21 protein-coding genes and 1 tRNA gene are annotated in these 18,559 nt (G+C 60.8%); 16 read left to right on the forward strand and 6 right to left on the reverse strand.

Annotated elements, in window-relative coordinates; genetic code table 11:
* Positions 1-82: 82 nt before the first annotated feature.
* Genes Q0S71_RS25950 through gpmA form a run of 3 tightly spaced genes read right to left on the reverse strand, consistent with a single transcriptional unit; the run spans position 83 to position 3,964 of the window.
* Entirely contained in the window at positions 83-1,597 is a 1,515-nt protein-coding gene (locus Q0S71_RS25950; protein WP_296002189.1) for a S41 family peptidase, read from the reverse strand.
* 15 nt (positions 1,598-1,612) lie between these two features.
* Positions 1,613-3,169 (reverse strand): peptidoglycan DD-metalloendopeptidase family protein, encoded by a 1,557-nt coding sequence (locus Q0S71_RS25955; protein WP_296002305.1) that lies wholly within the window; start codon positions 3,167-3,169, stop codon positions 1,613-1,615.
* A gap of 48 nt (positions 3,170-3,217) precedes the next feature.
* On the reverse strand, positions 3,218-3,964 hold the full coding sequence (gpmA, locus tag Q0S71_RS25960) for a 2,3-diphosphoglycerate-dependent phosphoglycerate mutase (RefSeq protein WP_296002191.1): 747 nt from the start codon (positions 3,962-3,964) through the stop codon (positions 3,218-3,220).
* Positions 3,965-4,092: 128 nt separating this feature from the next.
* Here gpmA and Q0S71_RS25965 point away from each other — a divergent pair, with 128 nt between their 5' ends.
* The 5 genes from Q0S71_RS25965 (at position 4,093) to Q0S71_RS25985 (ending at position 7,106) form a co-directional block, all read left to right on the forward strand.
* Positions 4,093-4,497 carry a rhodanese-like domain-containing protein gene (locus tag Q0S71_RS25965; protein ID WP_296002193.1) on the forward strand — a complete coding sequence of 135 codons (405 nt, stop codon included), beginning with the start codon at positions 4,093-4,095 and terminating at the stop codon, positions 4,495-4,497.
* A 67-nt stretch (positions 4,498-4,564) separates the two neighbouring features.
* A complete protein-coding gene (gene grxC / locus Q0S71_RS25970; RefSeq protein ID WP_296002195.1) occupies positions 4,565-4,825 on the forward strand; it encodes a glutaredoxin 3 in 261 nt (86 codons plus the stop codon).
* A 170-nt stretch (positions 4,826-4,995) separates the two neighbouring features.
* Positions 4,996-5,472 carry a protein-export chaperone SecB gene (gene secB, locus Q0S71_RS25975; protein WP_296002196.1) on the forward strand — a complete coding sequence of 159 codons (477 nt, stop codon included), beginning with the start codon at positions 4,996-4,998 and terminating at the stop codon, positions 5,470-5,472.
* A 158-nt stretch (positions 5,473-5,630) separates the two neighbouring features.
* Positions 5,631-6,074: an SH3 domain-containing protein gene (locus tag Q0S71_RS25980; protein ID WP_296002199.1), complete on the forward strand. Its 444-nt coding sequence runs from the start codon at positions 5,631-5,633 to the stop codon at positions 6,072-6,074.
* A 3-nt stretch (positions 6,075-6,077) separates the two neighbouring features.
* Positions 6,078-7,106 carry an NAD(P)H-dependent glycerol-3-phosphate dehydrogenase gene (locus Q0S71_RS25985; RefSeq protein WP_296002201.1) on the forward strand — a complete coding sequence of 343 codons (1,029 nt, stop codon included), beginning with the start codon at positions 6,078-6,080 and terminating at the stop codon, positions 7,104-7,106.
* Positions 7,107-7,159: 53 nt separating this feature from the next.
* Here the strand turns inward: Q0S71_RS25985 and Q0S71_RS25990 are convergent, their stop codons facing one another.
* From Q0S71_RS25990 to mscL, 3 genes are all read right to left on the reverse strand, one after another.
* Positions 7,160-7,852: a DUF2461 domain-containing protein gene (locus tag Q0S71_RS25990; RefSeq protein WP_296002203.1), complete on the reverse strand. Its 693-nt coding sequence runs from the start codon at positions 7,850-7,852 to the stop codon at positions 7,160-7,162.
* 40 nt (positions 7,853-7,892) lie between these two features.
* Positions 7,893-9,059, reverse strand: a complete 1,167-nt coding sequence (locus Q0S71_RS25995; protein WP_296002206.1) for a Do family serine endopeptidase — start codon at positions 9,057-9,059, stop codon at positions 7,893-7,895.
* 79 nt (positions 9,060-9,138) lie between these two features.
* The gene (gene mscL / locus Q0S71_RS26000) at positions 9,139-9,558 is read right to left on the reverse strand and encodes a large conductance mechanosensitive channel protein MscL (protein ID WP_296002209.1); all 420 of its coding nucleotides are present in this window, start codon (positions 9,556-9,558) and stop codon (positions 9,139-9,141) included.
* 337 nt (positions 9,559-9,895) lie between these two features.
* On the opposite strand from mscL, the gene petA reads away from it, so the two are divergent.
* From petA to Q0S71_RS26055, 11 genes are all read left to right on the forward strand, one after another.
* On the forward strand, positions 9,896-10,510 hold the full coding sequence (gene petA / locus Q0S71_RS26005; protein ID WP_296002211.1) for a ubiquinol-cytochrome c reductase iron-sulfur subunit: 615 nt from the start codon (positions 9,896-9,898) through the stop codon (positions 10,508-10,510).
* Positions 10,511-10,513: 3 nt separating this feature from the next.
* Positions 10,514-11,926, forward strand: a complete 1,413-nt coding sequence (locus tag Q0S71_RS26010; RefSeq protein WP_296002214.1) for a cytochrome bc complex cytochrome b subunit — start codon at positions 10,514-10,516, stop codon at positions 11,924-11,926.
* Between the two features lie 33 nt (positions 11,927-11,959).
* A complete protein-coding gene (locus tag Q0S71_RS26015; protein ID WP_296002216.1) occupies positions 11,960-12,718 on the forward strand; it encodes a cytochrome c1 in 759 nt (252 codons plus the stop codon).
* A gap of 114 nt (positions 12,719-12,832) precedes the next feature.
* A complete protein-coding gene (locus Q0S71_RS26020) occupies positions 12,833-13,444 on the forward strand; it encodes a glutathione S-transferase N-terminal domain-containing protein (protein WP_017877976.1) in 612 nt (203 codons plus the stop codon).
* 76 nt (positions 13,445-13,520) lie between these two features.
* Entirely contained in the window at positions 13,521-14,003 is a 483-nt protein-coding gene (locus Q0S71_RS26025; protein WP_296002227.1) for a ClpXP protease specificity-enhancing factor, read from the forward strand.
* 26 nt (positions 14,004-14,029) lie between these two features.
* Positions 14,030-14,105, forward strand: a tRNA-Thr gene (locus tag Q0S71_RS26030).
* A gap of 176 nt (positions 14,106-14,281) precedes the next feature.
* The gene (locus Q0S71_RS26035) at positions 14,282-15,511 is read left to right on the forward strand and encodes an integrase arm-type DNA-binding domain-containing protein (RefSeq protein ID WP_296002231.1); all 1,230 of its coding nucleotides are present in this window, start codon (positions 14,282-14,284) and stop codon (positions 15,509-15,511) included.
* Positions 15,508-16,383 carry a hypothetical protein gene (locus Q0S71_RS26040; protein WP_296002233.1) on the forward strand — a complete coding sequence of 292 codons (876 nt, stop codon included), beginning with the start codon at positions 15,508-15,510 and terminating at the stop codon, positions 16,381-16,383. The genes Q0S71_RS26035 and Q0S71_RS26040 overlap by 4 nt, the downstream gene beginning before the upstream one ends.
* Positions 16,384-16,455: 72 nt before the next feature.
* Positions 16,456-16,662, forward strand: a complete 207-nt coding sequence (locus Q0S71_RS26045) for an AlpA family transcriptional regulator (RefSeq protein WP_296002308.1) — start codon at positions 16,456-16,458, stop codon at positions 16,660-16,662.
* Positions 16,659-17,078: a CHC2 zinc finger domain-containing protein gene (locus Q0S71_RS26050; protein ID WP_296002235.1), complete on the forward strand. Its 420-nt coding sequence runs from the start codon at positions 16,659-16,661 to the stop codon at positions 17,076-17,078. The genes Q0S71_RS26045 and Q0S71_RS26050 overlap by 4 nt, the downstream gene beginning before the upstream one ends.
* Positions 17,071-18,438, forward strand: coding sequence for an AAA family ATPase (locus tag Q0S71_RS26055; RefSeq protein WP_296002238.1), 1,368 nt, complete (start codon positions 17,071-17,073; stop codon positions 18,436-18,438). The genes Q0S71_RS26050 and Q0S71_RS26055 overlap by 8 nt, the downstream gene beginning before the upstream one ends.
* Positions 18,439-18,559 lie beyond the last annotated feature (121 nt).

The following is an 18,559-nucleotide window of genomic DNA, read 5'->3' on the forward strand; positions in this document are numbered from 1 at the left end:
CAGCGGCGCGGACACCGGGGTCAGACCCCGTTCACGGGCAACGCTGATCCCGGCTCCGCCGCCGGAGCCAAACCCATCGCGCTTATTTTTTGGCCGGCGCTTTTTTGTCGTCCGGCTTGACGTCGGTTTTCAGGTCCGGCTTGGCGTCGGACTTGACTTCGGTCTTGTCGGCCACGGCGTCGGTGGCGGCGGCGACATCGGCTTTCGCCAGCCGCACCGGCAATCCCTTGAAATGGTTCAGGGCCTGCGCCAGCTGGAAGTCGTCCTTCGATCCGAATTCGACCGGCTTCTGCTTCTTGGCCAGCGCCAGCAGGCGCTGCTCCTCTTCCAGGCCGTCGTGCCGGGGCGCTTTGACCGGGTCGGCCTGCTCGTCCTCGTTGCCCAGGTGTTTTTGCAGATCCGCTTCGCGCACGCGCAGGCTGTTCAAGCCGTCGCCGTCGGCCGTTTCGTCGACCAGCAGATCGGGCACGATGCCGCGCGCCTGGATCGAGCGGCCGTGCGGCGTGTAGTAGCGCGCGGTGGTGAGCTTGACGGCGGTGTCGGCGGTCAGCTGGCGCAGGGTTTGCACCGAGCCTTTGCCGAAGGTTTGCGAGCCCATGATGATGGCGCGCTTGTAGTCTTGCAGCGCGCCGGCGACGATCTCGGACGCGGAGGCCGAGCCGGTGTTCACCAGCACCACCATCGGCACGTCCTTGAGCGCCGCCGGCAGCTTGGCCAGCGGATCGCCGGGACCACGGCCGGCGTAGAATTCGGGACGGCCGTAGAAGGTCTGCTTCGATTCCATCAGCTGGCCATTGGTGGTGACGATCACCGCGTCCTTCGGCAGGAAGGCGGCGGAGACGCCGACGGCGCCCGGCACCACGCCGCCCGGATCGTTGCGCAGGTCGAGCACCAGGCCTTTGATGTGCGGGTCTTGCGCATACAGGGCCGCCAGTTTTTTGGCCATGTCTTCGACGGTCGGCTCCTGGAACTGCGCGATGCGCAGCCACGCGTAACCGGGTTCGATCATCTTCGCCTTGACGCTCTGGACGCGGATTTCTTCGCGCGCCACGTGGAACAGCAGCGGCTTGTCTTCGCCCTTGCGATTGATGGTCAGCTCGACCTTGGAGTGCGGCTCACCGCGCATTTTCTTGATCGCCTCGTCGAGCGACTGGCCCTTGATGGGCGAGCCGTTGATGCGCGTAATGAGGTCGCCGGTCTTGATGCCGGCCTTGAAGGCGGGCGAATCCTCGATCGGCGAGACGACCTTGATGTAGCCGTCCTCGGTGCCCACTTCGATGCCGATGCCGACGAATTTGCCGGACACGGTTTCGCGCATTTCGCGGAAGGCTTTTTGATCGAGGTAGAGCGAGTGCGGGTCGAGCGAGGCGACCATGCCGGAAATGGCTTCGGTCAGCAGTTTTTTATCGTCGGCCGGTTCGACGTAATCGCTCTTGATGATGCCGAAAACGTCGGTCAGCTCGCGCAATTCCTGCAGGGGCAGCGGGGCCGGCGAGCCGGTCACCTTTTGCGCGATGGCGGAAAACTGCAACGACACCGTGACGCCGGCCACCATGCCCAGACCGATCAGGCCGAAACTCTTGACTTTGTTGCCCATGTTTTATCCGCGACCCTAGAACTTGACCCACGTGGCCGGATCGAACGCCCGGCCCTGGTGGCGAAGCTCAAAGTATAAACCCGATTCTTCGTTGCCGCCGCTGTTTCCCGCGTTGGCGATGGTCTCGCCGCCCTTGACGATGTCGCCGGCCCGTTTGAGCAGCGCTTGATTGTTGCCGTAGATGCTCATGTACTGGCCGCCGTGGTCGACGATGATGAGGTTGCCGAAGCCGCGCAACCACTCGGCGAACACGACGCGGCCGGCGGCGACGGCGTGGACGTCGCTGCCCTCGCTGGCACGGATGAACACGCCTTTCCAGCTGGGGCCGTCGCCGCGCTTGGAACCGAATTTGGCGGCGACCTTGCCGGCCACCGGCGCGCGCAGTTCGCCGCGCAGGCTGGCGAAAGCGCCTTCGGGCGCGGCCGGCGCCAGCGCGATGTCGGACGGCGCGGCCGCCGGCGCGGCGGGTCTGGCCTGCTGCTCCTTGAGGTCGGCCCATTTGTCGACCGGTTTGTCGGCGGCTTTATCGGCGGGCTTGTCGGCTGATTTATCGGCGACCTTGTCCGCGGCCTGGGCGGCCGCCTTGTCGGACGGCTTTTGCTGCGCCAGCGCGGCGTCGTCGGCGGCCGGCAAGGGCTTCGCGGGCGCGGCCGGCAGCGGCGGCAGCTTGATGCCGGGCTTGGCCTTCAACAGCGCCAGCCGTTCGCGCTCGGCCTCGGCACGGGCCTTGGCCACGGCCAGCGCGCGCGCCTTCGCTTCGGCCCGCTCCTCGGCGTCGGCCCTGGCCTTGGCGGCCTTGACGGCGGCCACCTGTTCCAGGCGGCGCTTCTCGGCGGCGGCGGCCTCGGCCTGCTGCTCGATGAGCTTGCCGAGCTTGTCGACCAGGCCGGCCATGCGCACTTCGTCGCGCTCGACGTTGCCGGCTTCCTTGCGCTGGGCCACGAGGCGCTGCGACAGCGTCGCCAGCAGCGCGGCGTGGCGCGATTTTTCCTGTTCCAGCGCGGCTTTCTGCTGGATTTGTTCCTCGGCGATTTCTTCCAGGTCGTCCTTGGCGTCCTGCGCCTCGGCCTGGATGGTTTCGACTTGCTTGAGGTTGGCGCGCAGCGAGTCGAGCAGCCGCGCCTGAGCCTGCGACACATAGACCATCATCTGCAAGTCGCGGTTGATGCGGTTGGGATTGTCGCCCGACAGCAGCAGCTTGATGCGGTCTTCATTGCCGGCCACGTATTGCTGGCGCACCAGCTGGGCCAGCTGCTTTTTCTGCGACTCGACGGTCGCGGCCAGCTTGTCGTGCTGCTCGCCGAGCTGCTTGAGCTTGGCGTTCGTGACGCCCTGCTCGGCGGCCAGGTCGTGCAACGCGCGGTTGGCGTTCGAGATCGCCTCCTCCGAGGCGGCGAGCGTGTCGGCGGCGTCGTCCTTGGCGCTTTCGGTCTGGCCGATGTCGCGTTTCAGGGCGCTGAGCTTTTGCTGCAAGCCGGCGCGCTCGGCCTCGGCCGCCGCTTTCTGCTTGCTGCGCTCGGTGACCTTGGCGCCGGCGTGGGCGGCCCCGCAGGCCAGCGCCAGGCACAGCAAGACCGCCGCGCGGCGGGCCGTCAAACCGGTGGAAGGAGACGACAAAACTTACTTGGCCTTACCTTGATTGGCCACGGCCGCCTGCGCCGCCGCGATCGCCGCCGGGTCGCCCAGGTAGTAATGGCGTATCGGCTTCAGGTCGGCGTCGAGCTCGTAGACCAGGGGCTGGCCGTTGGGAATGTTGAGGCCGACGATGTCGTCGTCGCTGATGCCGTCGAGCATCTTGATCAGCGCGCGCAGGCTGTTGCCGTGGGCCGAGATGATGATCTTCTTGCCGGCGCGGATGGCCGGGGCGATGTCCTCGTCCCAGACCGGCATGACGCGGGCCACGGTGTCCTTCAGGCATTCGGTCAGCGGGATGCTGGCGTGCGGCAGGCCGGCGTAGCGCGGGTCGTTGAAGGAGGCGCGCTCGTCGTCCTGCTCCAGCGGCGGCGGCGGCGTGTCGTAGCTGCGGCGCCAGACCAGCACTTGCTCGTCGCCGTACTTGGCGGCGGTCTCGCCCTTGTCCAGGCCTTGCAGGGCGCCGTAGTGGCGCTCGTTGAGGCGCCAGTCGTGCTTGATCGGCAGATACATCATGTCCATCGCGTCCAGCGACAGCCACAGCGTGCGGATCGCGCGCTTGAGCACCGAGGTGTAGGCCAGGTCGAAGCTGAAACCAGCCGCCTTGAGCACTTCGCCGGCGACGCGCGCTTCGCTGACGCCCTTGTCGGTCAGGTCGACGTCGGTCCAGCCGGTGAAACGGTTCGACAGATTCCAGGTGGATTCGCCGTGACGCATGAATACGATTTTATACATAATGCCATTTTCACAAAAAGGTTAAATGCACACCTAATATGTGGACATGCACATAAAAGACGCAGCTTACAGAACTCTTCCAGCTTCTATTTTATAATGCGCGGATTGACTTAAACCATTGGGACACCGTGAAATTCTTCATTGACAATATTTTTATCCTCGCCATCGTCCTCGTTTCGGGCGGCGCCCTGCTCTGGCCGGTACTGACGCAACGTGGCAAACGCGTCTCTCCGCTGGAGGCCACGCAGCTCATCAACCGCGGCAAGGCCCTGATCCTGGACGTGCGGGACGCGGCCGAATTCGCGGCCGGACATGTGACGGACGCTAAAAATATCGCGCTGGCCGAGCTGGGCGGCCGCGTCGGCGAGCTGGAGAAATTCAAGGCGAAAAGCGTGATCGTCGTGTGCCAGAGCGGCGCGCGCGCGGCCACGGCGGCCGGCCTGCTGCAAAAAGCCGGCTTCACGGACGTCGTCAACCTCGACGGCGGCGTGACGGCATGGAAGGCCGCCGGCTTACCACTGGTCAACAAGTAACCGAAAAATAGTTTACTCTTGGTGGCATCAAGCTAGCAAGTCAGCAAAAATAGTGAAGGAAATGATGATGACTGCCCACGTATTACTCTATAGCACCGCCGTTTGCCCTTATTGCGTGCGCGCCGAGCGCCTGTTGGAAGCGAAGGGCGTGACCGCGATCGAAAAAGTCCGCATCGACCTCGATCCGGAACAGCGCGCGCTGATGATGAAAAAGACCGGCCGCCGCACGGTGCCGCAAATTTACATCGGCGACACCCACGTCGGCGGTTTCGACGATTTGTACGCGCTGGACCAGGCCGGCGGCCTCGACCCCTTGTTAAACGGTTAAGAGACTCCAAATAGCAACGCGGCAGCAGAAATAGTTTGAATCTAAATTGGTTTTGATACAATTGGCCCCGCGTTGCACCGTAGCCGCGCAGCACGCCCGGCGCGCAGCGGTTGCAAGTACACTCTCTGAGCGGCGCGTGCCGCTCGTTTCCTCTATCACGAAAGCGTTCCATGTCTGACGAAACTCTGCAACCCGTATTCCAAATCCAACGCGTCTACCTGAAAGACATGTCGCTGGAACAGCCGAATTCCCCAGGTATCTTCCTGGAACAAGAAGCGCCGACCATCGAAGTGGCGCTGGACGTGGGCGCCGAGGCGCTGGCCGAAGGCATCTACGAATCGACCGTGACCATCACCGTCACCGCCAAAATCAAGGACAAGGTCGCGTTCCTGGCCGAAGGCAAGCAAGCCGGCATCTTCGAGGCGCGCAACATTCCCGCCGACCAGATGGATCCGCTGCTGGGCATCGGTTGCCCGAACATCGTCTACCCTTACCTGCGCGCCAACATCGCCGACATGATCACCCGCGCCGGCTTCCCGCCCGTGCACCTGGCCGAGATCAACTTCGAAGTGTTTTATCAGCAGCGCCTGCAAGCGGTGGCCGATGCCGCCGCCGCAGCGCCCGCCGACGGCGCCGCCACGCACTAAGCGACACCGGCACGCCGCGCGTCGCGCGCTGCCATGCTCGGAGGCCCCTGCGGCCTTCGAGCCTTAGTACCCGCTTCAAAATGACCATGGCGTTGTGGCAGCACCCGGCCATGCTCATTTTGAAACAGGTTCTTATTTACTTCTCGTCAAGGCCAGCCATGACCATCCCTCGTTTGATCGCAGGCGCCATGTTGATGCTGGCGACGACGGCCAGTCTGGCCTTCGACTATAAAACAGTGGGACCGAATCCCGTCATCCTCTACGACGCCCCTTCGACCAAGGGCGGCAAGCTGTTCATCGTGCCGCGCGGCGCGCCGCTGGAAGTGGTGCTCAGCTACGGCGAATGGGTCAAAGTGCGCGACGTCAGCGGCGATCTGGCCTGGACCGAGGCCAAGGGTTTGACGGGCAAGCGCGGCGTCATCGTCCGCACGCCCGGCCTGAAAGTGCGCGCCACGCCGGACGAGGCCGCTACGCCGGTGTTCACCGCCGACAAGGGCGTGCTGCTGGAACTGGCCGAACCGGCCAACAGCGGCTGGCTCAAGGTGCGTCACAAGGACGGCCTGGCCGGCTACGTGAAAAACGGCGACGTCTGGGGCGATTGAGCCATGCAAGCAGTCCGCAAGATTTCCGTCCTCGGCGCCGGCGCCTGGGGCACCGCCGTCGCGCTGGCGCTGGCGACCCGGCACGACGTGGCGCTGTGGGGCCGCAATAGCGCCGTCATGCGCGACATGGCCGAGGCCCGCGACAACCTCGCCTATCTGCCCGGCTTCCCCTTCCCCGAGGGCTTGACCGTCCACACCGAATTCGACGCCGCGCTGGCCCATGTGGCCGGCGAGCACGGCCTGCTGATCGCGGCCTGCCCGGTGGCCGGCCTGCGCCCGCTGCTGGAGCAGCTCAAGGGCCGCGCCATTCCCAACATCGTCTGGCTGTGCAAGGGTTTTGAATACGGCACCGGCTTGCTGCCGCACCAGATCGTCAAGCAGGTGCTGGGCGAGGCGGTGGCCGGCGGCGCGCTGTCCGGGCCGTCGTTCGCGCAGGAAGTGGCGCGCGGCCTGCCGTGCGCGCTGACCATCGCGTCGGACTCGGCCGCGCTGCGCGACTGCGTCGTCGCCGCCGTCCATGGCGGCAACATCCGGGTCTATTCGAGCACCGACCTGGTCGGCGTGGAAGTGGGCGGCGCGGTCAAGAACGTGCTGGCGATCGCGACCGGCGTGGCCGACGGCCTCGGCCTGGGCCTCAACGCGCGCGCCGCGCTCATCACACGCGGCCTGTCGGAAATCACGCGCCTGGGCACGGCGCTGGGCGGCCAGATCGAAACCTTCATGGGCCTGACCGGCATGGGCGACTTGATACTGACCTGCACCGGCGACCTGTCGCGCAACCGCCGCGTCGGCCTCGGGCTGGCGCAGGGCAAGCCGCTGGACGTCATCGTGAGCGAGCTGGGCCATGTGGCCGAAGGCGTGCCCTGCGCCAAGGCCGTGCGCGAACTGGCGGCCCGGCTGGGCATCGAGATGCCGATCACCAACGCGGTGGCCGGCGTGCTGTTCGACGGCGACCAGCCGCAGGATCTGGTGCGGCGTTTGCTGGCGCGCGATCCGCGCGATGAAAAAATGAATGGCGGCGTGGCGGCCTGAAGGCCGGACGGCGGCGCGGCGGGGTCCGGACCGGGCGCCGCCCGCTTCCCCGCCTACCCTTCGACCACGTCCTCTTCCCGCGCCTCGCGCATCCACGTCACCAGCGGCAAGGCATCTTTCCAGCCGCTCACGATTTCCGGCACCAGCAATTCCGGCTGGTTCAGCTTCAGCTGCGCTTCCGTCCACATGAAAAAACTTTTCAGCTTGATGTACTCGATGTGCTCGGCTTCCGGGTCGAAGCCTTTGGGCGGCCGCTGCAACTTGCCTTCGTTCTGGATATCGCCATAGGTCGCGCGCAGCTTTTTATTCTTCAGCACCTTGGTGAAGCCGGCCGCGTCGTCGACCATGTGCTGGCGCAGCGCGCGCAGGCGGCCGGCCGGCGGCATGTATTCGCCGGCGCCGAACAGCAAACGGCCCTGGCCGTCGATCTGCACATAATAGGTCGGGCCGCCGGCCTTGCTCGGCCGGCGCAGGTCGTTGGGCGCGATGGCGGCCGAAAAACGCGTCTTGTACGGGCTCTTGTCGTTGGCGAAGCGCACGTCGCGGTTGATGCGGAACATGGCCTTTTTCGGATTGCAGAATTTGACGGCCGGGTCGAACTTGCCGATTTCGGCGATCACGTCCGTCACCACTTGCAGGAATTCTTCGCGCAGGATGTCGTAACGCGGCTTGTTCATGATGAACCATGGGCGGTTGTTATTGTCCGCCAGTTCTTTGAGGAATTGAGTCAGGTCGCGCAGATGCATGGATGGTCCAGAAAAGTTGATCGGGCTGCCGGGCCGTGCCCTATTTGGCGGAGGCCGGCCGCTTGCCGACGGTGACGTCGAAGGTCGACTCGCCGTTTTTGCGCAGCACCGTCATTTTAGCTTTTCCGCCGGGCGGCAGTTGGGCGATCAGGTTGAGCATGGCATTGGTGTCGGCCACCGGCTTGCCTTCGACCGACAGCAAGATGTCGCCGGGCCGCAGGCCGGCGCGGTCGGCCGGGCCGTTGCGCACGATGCCGGCGATGATGGCGCCGCTCTGCTTGCTCAAGCCAAAGCTTTGCGCCAGCTCCGGCGTGATTTCCTGCGATTCGACGCCGATCCAGCCGCGCACCACGTGGCCGGTCTGGATGATTTCCTCCATCACCGCCTTGGCCGTCGACACGGGGATGGCGAAGCCGATGCCGACCGAGCCGCCGCTCTGCGAGTAAATCGCCGAATTAATGCCCAGCAAGTTGCCATTGGTGTCGATCAGCGCGCCGCCCGAGTTGCCGAAATTGATGGCGGCGTCGGTCTGGATAAAGTTCTCGAAGTGGTTGATGTGCAGATTGTTGCGGCCCAGGGCGGAGATGATGCCCATGGTCACGGTCTGGCCCACGCCGAAGGGATTGCCGATGGCCAGCACGACGTCGCCGACGCGCGCCTGCTCGGCCTGGCCCAGCACGATCACGGGCAGCTTCGCGAGCGCGACCTTGATGACGGCGAGGTCGGTTTCCGGATCGGTGCCGACCACCTTGGCGGCGGCCTTGCGGCCGTCGGCCAGCACCACTTCGATATCGTCGGCGGCGTCGACGACGTGGTTGTTGGTCAGGATGTAGCCGTCGGCGCTGACGATGACGCCGGAGCCGAGGCTGGTTTCATCGTCGTCCTGGTCGCCGTCGCGCTCGCGCTCGCCGAAGAATTTCTGGAAGAAGGGATCGCGCAGCAGCCGGTGGTGGTGGCGCAGCCGCGTCTTGCTGGCCAGGATGTTGACGACGGCCGGCATGGCGCGCCCGGCCGCGGCCCGGTAAGAGCCGGGCGCCGGCGCGCCGCCGGTGGCCTGGGTCAGCACGGGGCTGGAGGCGGCGCGGCCTATCTGTTCGACGCGGCTGGCCACGCGCAGCGCGCCGTCCGGCCGCACCGCCGTGTAGACGCAATACAGCGCCAACACGATGGTCACCGTTTGCGCGAACAATAACCAGAGTCGTCGCATAGCGTCCTGCTAGGGGTATCGGCGGGGGCGGCGGGCGGCCAGTCCCGGCGGCCGCCCGGTCTTTCAATTATTCTCACACTTATTTCTTCAGGGCGTCGCGGATTTCACGCAGCAGCACGATATCTTCCGGCGTCGCCGGCGCCACCGCTTCCGGCGCCGCCTCCACCCTGCGCGCCTTGTTCATGATGCGCACCATCTGGAAGATTACGAAGGCCAGGATGATGAAGTTGAGCAAAATCGTGGCGAAATTGCCGTAGGCGAAGACGGCGCCCAGTTTTTTCGCTTCGAGCAGGCTCAGCGAGGAGTTTTGCCCGTTCAGCGGCAAATAGTAATTGGCGAAATCGAGGCCGCCGAACAGCTTGCTGATCGGCGGCATGATGATGTCCTGCACCAGCGAATCGACGATCTTGCCGAAGGCGCCGCCGATGATGACGCCCACCGCCAGGTCGACCACATTGCCTTTCATGGCGAATTGTTTAAATTCCTGCATCATTGCCATGTTTATATCCTCACTGTGTGGTCAATTGTGAACAGACTGCCTTCGATCATACTATTTTTTCAATTAGAATCCAAACACCGTTGCCGCTTGCGCAAGCACAACTTTCACGCCGCGCGCTTGAGCGGCGTCAACCGGGCCGCACGCGGCCCTGACGAGGAGCGGCCGCGCCGATCCCAGATTAAAAGCGAGATATAAAAAGCCTCAATAATGATCCTTGCAACGTTTTTGCTTTAATTCGTTACTCGGTTCACCTATAATTTAAGGTTGCTATAAGCTATATTCGGGCTCTGTGTAGGTTTCGCGTTTTTGTTCGCATTATTGACTGATTGGGGTTTGTATGAGTAACGAAAAGCAACTCGATTCCGGCCGGCGTGGCCTGCTGGTCGCCACCGCCGTGGTCGGCGGCGGCGTCGGCCTGGCCACCGCCACCGCGCTGGTCAGCACCTTCCAGCCGTCCGAACGCGCCAAGGCGGCCGGCGCTCCGGTCGAAGTCGACATCTCGACGCTCGCTCCGGGCGAGATGAGGACCGTCGAATGGCGCGGCAAGCCGGTCTGGATCCTGAAGCGCACGCCCGAAATGGTGGCGTCGCTCAAGCACACCGACGGCAAGGTGGCCGACGCCGACTCCAAACGCAACCCCGACGAATTCACGCCCACCTACGCCCGCAACGAATGGCGCTCGCGCCATCCCGACCTGCTGGTCGCGGTCGGCATCTGCACCCACCTGGGCTGCTCGCCCTCGTCCAAATTCACGGCCGGCCCGCAGCCCTCGCTGCCGGACGACTGGGTCGGCGGCTTCCTGTGCCCTTGCCACGGCTCCACTTTCGACCTGGCCGGCCGCGTCTTCAAAAACAAGCCGGCGCCGGACAATCTGCAAGTGCCGCGCTATATGTTCCTCAACGCGGAAAATACCAAGCTGGTCATCGGCAAAGACGAGAAAGGCGAGGCATAAATCATGGCGGCTTTCAAAGAGACAAAGTTTCCCGACCATGCGCCGGTCGCTGAAAAAGCCCTGGGCTGGGTCGACGACCGCTTTCCCCTGACCAAGCTGTGGAACGATCAATGGGGCAAATACTACGCCCCGAAAAACTTCAATTTCTGGTACATCTTCGGTTCGCTGGCCATGCTGGTGCTGGTGCTGCAAATCGTCACCGGCATCTTCCTGACCATGCACTACAAGCCGGACGCCACGCTGGCCTTCGGTTCCGTCGAATACATCATGCGCGAAGTGCCGTGGGGCTGGCTGGTGCGCTATATGCACTCGACCGGCGCATCGGCCTTCTTCATCATCGTCTACCTGCACATGACGCGCGGCCTGCTGTACGGCTCCTACCGCAAGCCGCGTGAACTGATCTGGCTGTTCGGCTTCGCGATTTTCCTGTGCCTGATGGCGGAAGCCTTCTTCGGCTACCTGCTGCCGTGGGGCCAGATGTCCTACTGGGGCGCGCAGGTAATCGTCAACCTGTTCGGCGCCATTCCCTTCATCGGCCCCGACCTGTCGCTGTGGATACGGGGCGACTACGTCGTCTCCGACGCCACGCTGAACCGCTTCTTCGCCTTCCACGTGATCGCCATCCCGCTGGTGCTGCTGGGCCTGGTCGCCGCCCACTTGATCGCGCTCCATGAAGTCGGCTCCAGCAATCCGGACGGCATCGAAGTGAAGGAAAACCTGGGCCCGGACGGCCACCCGGTCGATTCCATCCCATCCCACCCGTATTACACCGTGCACGATCTGTTCGGCGTGTCGGTGTTCCTCGTGATCTTCAGCGCCGTCGTGTTCTTCGCGCCGGAAATGGGCGGCTTCTTCCTGGAGTACAACAACTTCCTGCCCGGCGACTCGCTCAAGACCCCGTTGCACATCGCCCCGACCTGGTACTTCACCGCCTTCTACTCGGTGCTGCGCGCCACCACGGCCGACTTCATGTGGGTGCTGATGTTCGGCGTGGCCGCCTATGTCGTCTTCATCTGGCTCAAGTCGCGCCTGTCGCTGGCCATCAAAGCGGCCATCGCCGTGATCGCGCTGCTGGCCATCATCGGCATGCTGCCCTCGGTGCTGGACGCGAAATTCTGGGGCGTGGTCTTCTTCGGCGGCTCGGTCGTGATCCTGGCCTTCCTGCCGTGGCTCGATCACTCCAAGGTGAAATCGATACGCTATCGTCCCGACTGGCACAAATATGTGTACGCGCTGTTCTTCCTGTCGTTCGTGACGCTGGGCTACCTGGGCACGCTGCCGCCGACCGAGACCCGCACGCTGGTGTCGCAAGTGTGCACGCTGTTCTACTTCAGCTTCTTCCTGTTGATGCCGTGGTGGAGCGCCATGGGCACCTTCAAGACGGTGCCGGACCGTGTCGTGTTCCACGCGCACTGACCGCCGCCACGATAAGCTCATAAAGGACACCACATGAATTTGCATAAAAAACTGCTCTGCATCCTGGCCCTGCTGCCGGGCCTGGCACTGGCCGCCGACGAAGGCTATCTGCTAGACAAGGCGCCTGACCGCTCGCACAACATGGCCGCCATGCAAAACGGCGCCAAGCTATTCGTCAATTACTGCCTGAACTGTCATAATGCGTCCTCGATGCGTTACAACCGTCTGCGCGACCTGGGCTTGAGCGAAGACCAGATCAAGGGCAATCTCTTGTTCACCAGTGATAAAGTGGGCGACATGATGGTCACGGCCATGAATCCCAAGGACGCGAAAGCGTGGTTCGGCACGGTGCCGCCGGATTTATCGGTGATCGCCCGCGCCAAATCGTCGGAAGCGGGCAGCGGCGCCGACTACCTGTATACTTATCTGCGCACGTTCTACAAGGATGACACCCGGCCCACCGGCTGGAACAACGCCATCCTGAAGAACGCGGCCATGCCGCACGTGTTGTGGCAGTTGCAGGGCGTGCAGGCCGCGAAGATGGCGGACGAGATGGGCGAGGACGGCAAGCTGGTCAGCAAACTGGTCGGCTTCGAGCAAGTCACGCCCGGCACGATGACGAAGCTGGAGTTCGACACTACGGTGGCCGACCTGGTCGGCTACATGGAATGGATGGCGGAACCGACCGCACAAGCGCGCAAGCAACTTGGCGTGTGGGTGTTGCTGGTGCTGACCCTGTTCGCTTTCCTGGCGTGGCGCTTGAACGCGTCGTTCTGGAAAGAAGTCAAATAAGTAGGGTGCCGGCCGTTGGCCGGTGCCTGTTTTTTGTTGCCCGCAATGGCGGGTGATCGTTCCGGGGTGATCCGTTCGCGGCTTCACCCCCTTTGTTTCTAAGGAACTATAAACATGATGGTTCTCTATTCGGGTACGACCTGCCCCTTTTCCCAACGCTGCCGCCTGGTCCTGTTTGAAAAAGGCATGGACTTCGAAGTGCGCGACGTCGACCTGTTCAACAAGCCGGAAGACATCTCGACCATGAACCCCTACGGCCAGGTGCCCATCCTGGTCGAGCGCGAACTGATTTTGTACGAGTCGAACATCATCAACGAATACATCGACGAGCGCTTCCCGCACCCGCAGCTGATGCCGGCCGATCCGCTGATGCGCGCGCGCGCCCGTTTGATGCTGTTCAATTTCGAGAAAGAACTGTTCGTCCACGTGCACGTGCTCGAAAGCGAACGCGCCAAGGGCAACGACAAGAGCCACGACAAGGCCCGCGCCGAAATCCGCGACCGCCTGACGACGCTCGCGCCGCTGTTCCTGAAGAACAAGTACATGCTGGGCGATGAATTCTCGATGCTCGACGTGGCCGTCGCGCCGCTGCTGTGGCGCCTCGACCACTACGGCATCGAACTGTCGAAGACCGCCGCGCCGCTGATGAAGTACGCCGAACGCATCTTCTCGCGCCCGGCCTACATCGAAGCGCTGACCCCGTCGGAAAAGGTCATGCGCCGTTAATCGGGCGCCGACCGCCTCACTTGAAGTATCGGCGCGTCCGTCCGCGGGCGCGCCGGGTTTTACAGTCTGCCAAATCATGCCTGACATCTCTACCAAGCCCTATATGCTGCGCGCCATCTACGAATGGTGTACCGACAGCGGCTACACGCCCTACCTCGCCGTCAAGGTCGACGCCTCGACCACGGTGCCGATGGAATATGTGAAGAAGGGCGAAATCGTCCTCAACATCAGCTTCGGCGCCACCTCGGGCCTGAAGATGGACAACGACAGCATCCGATTCAACGCCCGCTTCGGCGGCGTGTCGCGCGAAATCTACGTGCCGGTCAACAACGTGATGGCCATCTACGCCAACGAAAACGGCCAGGGCATGGCCTTCGAGCCGCAAGCGGGCGGCAACGCGGCGGCCCCGTCCGAGATAGCCGAGAGCGCGCCGGCGCCGGTGCTGTCGGCCGTACCGGCCAGCGCCAGCGAGCAGAAAACCGCCCCCGCCAGCACGTCGGACGACAACAACGAACCGCCGAAAAAGGGTGGCCGCCCCACTCTGACGCGAATTAAATAGCGTATAATTCGCCGCGTACAAGTTACGCCGACTTAGCTCATTTGGTAGAGCAGTTGATTTGTAATCATCAGGTGGCCAGTTCGAAACCGGCAGTCGGCACCAGCAACATGCATCACCCTGTATTACGCAGTATCAAAGCCCGCTCGCCTCATAGGTGAAGCGGGTTTTTTGTTGTCTCACGCCAAGTTATGCAATAGCATGGGATACCACCAAAAATATGGTTTTTTTGTTGGTATCAACAGATCGCAAAAAACCGGATACCAACAGGGGGCGAGGCAATGGCACTGACAGACACAGGCATAAGACAGGTAAAGCACAGCGGTGCGCCTGCCGGCGACAAGCTTAGCGACGGCGGCGGGATGTATTTGCTAGTAACGCCGACAGCAAAATGCTGGCGTATGAATTACAGATTTAACGGCAAGCAGAAGACTCTAGCGCTGGGAATATACCCTGCCGTATCGCTAGCCCAAGCAAGAGCCCGTCGCGAGGAAGCCCGCAAGCTGCTAGCGTCGATCCCCCCTATCGACCCAAGCCAAGCCAAACGCGAAGAAAAACTGGCCAGGACCACTGCAGCGGAACAAACCTTTGAAGTGGTGGCGCGTCAGTGGCTTGCCAAGACAGCGGCAGACAGAGGCGCCAATACCCAAGAAAAAGTTACCTCTGCTTTGGAAAACAATGTGTTCCCTTTCTTGGGCAAGACCGCCATATCCACAATCAAGCCATTAGACGTACTGGCAACAGTTCAAAAAATGGAGGCACGAGGTGCTATCGACACAGCTCACCGGGTCAAACAAATATGTGGGCAGGTATTCCGGTATGCAGTAGCCGCTGGATTGGCTGAGCGCGATGTGACAACAGATCTCAAAGGGGCACTGTCAGCAGTCCCCAGATCACATTTTGCCGCAATCACGGAACCCAAGCAAGCCGGCGAACTGATGCGCGCCATCTTTGACTACAACGGTTTCCCGGCGGCGGTCGCCGCGCTCAAAATGGCCCCGCTGGTGTTCGTGCGCCCGGGTGAACTCCGCACTGCCGAATGGAGCGAAATCGATCTTGATGCGGCAGAGTGGCGCATACCTGCCAGCAAGATGAAAATGAAGGTTGAACACATGGTACCGTTGTCAGTGCAAGCGGTCGAGATACTGCGTACGCTATACCCCGTAACCGGACATGGCAAGTATGTCTTCCCTAGCCTGCGCAGCAAGACGTGTATGAGCGAAAACACGATCAACGCAGCATTACGAGGCATGGGTTACGCCAAAGGTGTAATGACCGGCCACGGCTTCCGAGCAATGGCTCGCACTATCATGGATGAAGTGCTGGAAGAGCGTATCGACCTGATTGAACACCAGCTTGCACATGCCGTTAAAGATGTGAATGGCCGCGCATACAATCGTACGGCACACCTTCCCGCACGGCGCGAGATGATGCAACGCTGGGCCGATTACTTGGACAAATTACGTATTGGTGGCGAAATAATCCGGTTGCGAGCATGGGGTGAACAATGACTCCACACACCCGGCGCGGATCGATCTGGCAATATATTCCCTTAGTCACTCAGAACGTATTCCATTTCAGAAATCCTGATGAGGATGAGAACAGCGTACCTGCCTTGATCTTAGCTGCAGACTTACCTGAGCTTCTGTTTTCCATCATTTATAACATAAAGACTGCGGAAGATAGGGTGCGGTACCAGCGGATTTCTCCAACGGCTATCGACTCACTAACATATAAGGTTGCATCACTAATTGATCAGGGCCGGCTCGCGGTCTACCTCCGCGACACACGTATGCGTGTGGACGAGTATACACCCGAACATGAATCGGATGTTTTCCTAGTAAGACTGGATGACGTCGAACGTATTTGTTCCACTGAAGGTATAGAGATTTCTCACAATATCGCGACAGGCCGCGCGACGATTGATTACTCCCAAATAGCCGAATTCATCGGCCAAGACGACCTCGTAGACGACCCGTTATTCACGAACTTTTCTGAAAACAATCATTCATTGAAATATGAATCAAACATCTCACAAGAAGAACAAATATTTAATACGCTGGATTTTGCAAAAAAAGTAAGCTTCGAAAAATCGCGGACGACAGCAGAAGCGCGGGCGACAGCAGAAGAGGATGATGATAAACCCTTGGGAACTCGTGAGCGAAACAATGTTTTTAGAGCATTCGCAGGGGTCTGCGACATCGCCGGCATAGACTACAACCATGCCTCAGCCGCTGCGGCGACGATCGTCAAAAAAACTCAACTTCGCGGCCAGACAGTGTGCGAAACCACTATTGAAAAAATGTTAAAAGAGATACCAAAAGCATTGAGAAAAAAGCCGAAACCTAAAAAAACCCGAGTAGCTGCCGACGATACTGAGTAGTTGCCTATACTGATTAAAAAAAAAGGAGATAGTCTTCCCATCGCGCTATGGCGTATCACCAAGGGGGAAGAGATGTCAAAGAGAGTCATTAGGATTAGTCAGCTCGCCAGCACTCCTGGCAAACCAGGCCTGCTGCCCGTCAGCCCAGCGACTATATGGCGTTGGGTACGTGCGGAGACGTTCCCACGTCCTTTTAAACTAAGCCAGTCCGTGACGGTCTGGGACTATTCGCAAGTTGAAGATTTCATTGCAAGACTGGCGGAAGGCGGCATTGAATGAGCATTCAAAATCTCTTACTGAACCTGCAGCAAGTGAAGAAGAGAGGCAGAGACAAGTGGCAAGCGTGCTGCCCTGCTCATGACGACATACACCCGTCTTTGGCAATCAGGGAGCTAGATGATGGGCGGATCCTTTTGCACTGTTTCGCAGGGTGCGGCGCCGCCGAGGTTCTCGGCGCTATCGATATGAATTTTTCCGATCTGTATCCAAAGCCCATCGGTGGAAATTTTTTACAGGGAACTCGGCGGCAATTCAGTGCTAGTGATGTGTTAGTAGGCATTGCATTTGAAACCCTTGTCGCTTGGCATTTTGCGAAACAACTTGCATCTAATCACGAGCTGTCGGACTTGGAACGCGAGAGGTTATTGACTTGTGCTCGCCGGCTGCAAAACGGAATGGAGGCCGCTCTTGGATAGATCGATGGATGCGGGCTCTACTCAATTAGATACCATTGCGCTGACGAAGGACACCTCTCGCAATGCGCGAGTAGTTAGATCCGTGGAGGCCGGGCTATCTCTGCTAGACGCGATGAATTCGGACGAGCAAGCCGTGCCGAATCGTGTCGTGAGATCTGCCAGTTCGGAGGATCCTTCACCTGTTCACAGAAGCACGTCACCCAAGCCAACGGACGAACTCGGCGGGGTTCGAGTGGTCAATCTTCGTTGTGGCAGTCAAATCGTTCCGATGCCCATAACTTGGCTATGGGACGGCTGGCTTCCGGCTGGGAAGTTGACAATCTTAGCCGGCGCCGCCGGCACGGGTAAGACCACGCTGGCACTTGGCCTTGCCGCCGCTTTGACCTCGCAAGGAAATTGGCCCGATGGGAAGCGCTGCGGCAAGAGTGGCAACATCCTTATTTGGTCGAGCGAAGATAATGCCGACGACACGCTCGTCCCGCGGTTGTTGGCATCCGGCGCGGACATGGCCCGCTGTCATTTCATCGATGGCATTACGCTGGATAACGAAAGAATCCCTTTCGATCCCGCTCATGATATCCATGAACTATACAAAGCTGTCGAAAAAATTGGAGGCGTTTCTTTACTCATCATCGATCCTATCGTATCCGCAGTGTCTGGTGACATGCATCGCGCCAATGACGTGCGTCGCGCTCTGCAAGCCGTGGTCGACTTCGCAGAGACACACAACTGCGCAGTTATCGGCATCACCCACTTTGCAAAAGGCGGCGCAGGTAAGGCTCCCGCAGACCGCGTCATCGGATCCCAAGCATTCGGCGCACTCGCACGCATGGTCCTAGTGGCGGCCAAAGAGGAAGGCGGCTCTCGACGGGTCTTGGCACGAGCCAAGTCAAACATAGCACCGGACGACGGAGGCATTGCCTATGCAATCGAGCTGTCGCCCATCATCAATGGCATCGAGGCCACCCACGCAGTATGGGAAGGCACAATTGAAGGGACCGCGAGAGAAATTTTAGGTAACGTCGAGCACGACGATAGCTGTGAAGAATCGGGTGCTGCTGGTCTGGAGAACTTGCTAATCGATCTTTTATCGGATCACGGTGGAAGAATGCCCGCCAAAATGGTAAAGGCTGAAGTAAGCGATGCGGGATATTCATGGACTGCAGCCAACCGCGCAAAATCAAAAATTGGCATCGAGTCTTCCAAAGAACTGGGAACCAAGACGGGCGGATGGTACTGGTATTTGCCCAAGATACTAACTACAAGAATTCAGAAAATTGACAACAAACCAGAAGAATCCAGGCGTTTTTCTTTGGAATCTTGTGTTTCTTCTGATTGTCCTGCGATATTTTCCCCGTAGTCTTAACACCCAAGTCCGCGCCCAATTTTGAGCAGGCATAGCTTTCCTCGTTGTGACTACCCCGGTCCGCTAATGTCTGGGGCCGGTCGCTCTGGAAGAGCGCCGGAGACGCCGGGGGTGT

The organism is Rugamonas sp. (assembly GCF_025354735.1).
Lineage (GTDB): Bacteria > Pseudomonadota > Gammaproteobacteria > Burkholderiales > Burkholderiaceae_D > Rugamonas.